We start from the raw sequence: 2,907 nt of genomic DNA, 5'->3' as shown, positions 1-2,907 counted from the left end.
GGGCGGCCATTGTCGCCACCATTGAGCGTGACGGCGAAGTTCGCAACGCCGAATTTCAGCTGCGCTGTGTGAATGGCTCGATCCTGACCGTGATCGAGAACGCTCGCGCAGTGCGCGACAAGAGCGGCCAGTTGATCGGCTACGAAGGCACCATCTCCGATATCAGCGAACGTAAGCGCGCCGAAACGGCCGTGTTCGAAGAAAAGGAAAAGGCGCAGGTCACGCTGCAGTCCATCGGCGACGGTGTCATCACCACCGATGCCAGCGGCTGTATCGAAACCCTGAATTCGGTGGCCGAGAACCTCACCGGTTGGGAAGGCGCCGAGGCAAAAGGCAAACGGCTGCAAGAAGTTTTTATCATCCTGAATGAGGCGACTCGTGAGCCTCTGGCAGATCCAGTCAGTCGCGCGCTGCGTGAAGGGCAGGTCATTGCGATGGCCGATCACACGGTGCTGGTGAATCGCCGCGGCCAGGAAATCGCCATTCAGGATTCCGCCGCGCCGATTCGAGATCGCTCGGGCAAGATCATCGGCGCGGTCATGGTGTTTCATGATGTGAGCAAGGAACGTCGGCTGCGCCGTGCGCTCGCGTATCAAGCCAGCCACGATGCGCTGACCGGACTGATCAATCGCCGCGAGTTCGAGAATCGGCTCAACGAAGCGCTGCTGACAGCTCGCTCGGATGACGCCACGACGCACGCGTTGATGTACCTCGACCTGGATCAGTTCAAGCTGGTGAACGACACCTGCGGCCACCAGGCCGGCGACCGCTTGCTCAAACAGATCACCGGACTGTTGCAGACCCGCATTCGCACCAGCGACACCATCGCTCGTTTGGGTGGCGATGAGTTCGGCGTGCTGCTCCAGGATTGCACTGTGGATCGCGCGGCCAAGATCGCCGACAACCTACGGCTGGCGATTCGCGAGTACCGGTTCGAGTGGCAGGATGGCGCGATGAATGTCGGTGTCAGTATCGGCATCGTCGAGATCAATAGCGCCAGCGAGAGCATCGCCAGCGTCATGGCGGCGGCCGATGTCGCTTGTTATGCCGCCAAGGATTCCGGACGCAATCGCGTTCACATGTATCAGTACAGCTCGGCGCCCGAGCGGCATCGCGAGATGCAATGGGTGTCGCGGCTGACGCGGGCCTGCGAAGAGAATCGGCTCGAACTTTATTACCAGCCCATCGTTCCCATCGGCGCGACTCGCGATACACGCGGGCATTACGAGTTGCTGCTTCGTATGCGTGGCGAACATGGCGAGCTGGTACAACCGGCGGAGTTCATTCCCGCGGCGGAGCGTTACAACGTGATGCCGATGATCGACCGCTGGGTCGTGAGTCAGGCGCTAGGGTCGTTGGCGCACTATCGTTCCGATGGCGATCCTCGCCATGGCTATACGTTGTCCATCAATTTGTCGGGCACGTCGTTGAACGACGATCGGTTCCTGGAGTTCTTGATCAACGAGCTGCAGACCTATGACTTGAGTCCGGGCTCGGTGTGTTTCGAGATCACCGAGACGGCGGCCATTTCCAACCTGGCCAATGTCGTGCATTTCATGCGCGAGTTTCGCACCCGAGGCTGTCTGTTCTCGCTGGACGATTTCGGCAGTGGCTTGTCGTCGTTCATGTACTTGAAGAATCTGCCGGTGGATTTTTTGAAGATCGATGGTTCGTTCATTCAGAACGTGACCACGGACCATGTCGACCGGAGCATGGTCGAGGCGATTACCCAGATCGGCCGAGCTATGGGCTTGAAAACTGTTGCCGAGCGGGTCGAGAGTGCCGAAGTGCTCAAATGCCTGGCTGAGATTGGTGTGGAGTATGCCCAGGGCATCTACATCGCTACCCCGGAGTCGGTGGAGTCGCTCAGCCGGATCACCCGGACGCATCCGCAGCTGCGGTTAGTGCACTCGGCTTAGCGGTGTAGCTGCGCAAGAGTCGGAGTGTCGCGGGCGTTGCCGTTGCTTACCTTGCTGGCATCAGCTTGGTAAGGTGGTGCTCATGGTCGTGTCCGCTTCAACTCGTTTTGCTTCGCTCGCCGGCGGCGAGCTACCTGCTCGAATCGCTGCGCTGGATTGGCAGCGCCTCTCTGACGATCTTGGCTCTCTTGGCTACGCGCTCATACCTTCCTTGCTCGGGCCCGAGCAGTGCTCTGAGCTGGCTCATCTGTACGCTGTGAAGGACTTATTTCGAAGCCGTGTGGTCATGAGCCGGCATGGCTTCGGGCGCGGCGAATATCAGTACTTCAACTATCCGCTGCCCGATTTGATCGCGTCTCTCCGCACGGACATCTATCCGCATCTCGCGCCGATCGCGAATCGCTGGCATGAGTTGATGGGTATCGATGTGCGGTTCCCGGCGTCGCACGCCGAGTTCTTAGCGCGCTGTCACGAGGCGGGTCAGTTGCGGCCGACGCCGCTGTTGCTTCAGTACGAGGCTGATGACTACAACTGCCTGCATCAAGATTTGTACGGCGAACATGTGTTTCCGCTGCAAGTTGCTGTGCTGCTGTCCCAGCCTGGACGAGATTTTACCGGCGGCGAGTTTGTGCTCACCGAACAGCGGCCCCGCATGCAGTCGCGTGCGGAAGTGGTGCCGCTAGAGCAGGGCGATGCCGTTGTGTTTGCCGTCCATCACCGACCAGTGCAAGGCACGCGCGGCATCTACCGAGTGAACATGCGACACGGCGTGAGCCGCCTTCGCGGCGGCCGCCGCCATACGCTAGGCGTGATCTTCCACGACGCGACGTAGCGTCACGCCGCGGCGGCGGGGCGACTCGAGTCCTTCAACGCTGCTCTTGCCGCGGCGGGCTCAATCGTCTCGCCGGCGTCGCGGGCAATGGCGAGTAGCAGGCGAACGGCGTCGCCGGGCTTCTTGTCGCTGCCGGCGGCGAGTTTCAACTTATGA

The 2,907-nt window shown here is 60.5% G+C and carries 2 protein-coding genes; both read left to right on the top strand.

Going from position 1 to position 2,907, the window contains the following annotated elements:
- Positions 1-1,919 (top strand): EAL domain-containing protein (locus JNL55_RS29045; protein ID WP_293862895.1); only part of this gene is annotated, 1,919 nt, incomplete at its 5' end.
- A gap of 82 nt (positions 1,920-2,001) precedes the next feature.
- Complete coding sequence (locus JNL55_RS29040; protein ID WP_415923185.1) at positions 2,002-2,751, top strand: 2OG-Fe(II) oxygenase; 750 nt, start codon at positions 2,002-2,004, stop codon at positions 2,749-2,751.
- The last annotated feature ends 156 nt before the right edge of the window (positions 2,752-2,907 follow it).

The organism is Steroidobacter sp., assembly GCF_016790065.1.
Classification (GTDB): domain Bacteria; phylum Pseudomonadota; class Gammaproteobacteria; order Steroidobacterales; family Steroidobacteraceae; genus Steroidobacter.
This window is presented reverse-complemented; position numbering and strand designations above follow the sequence as displayed.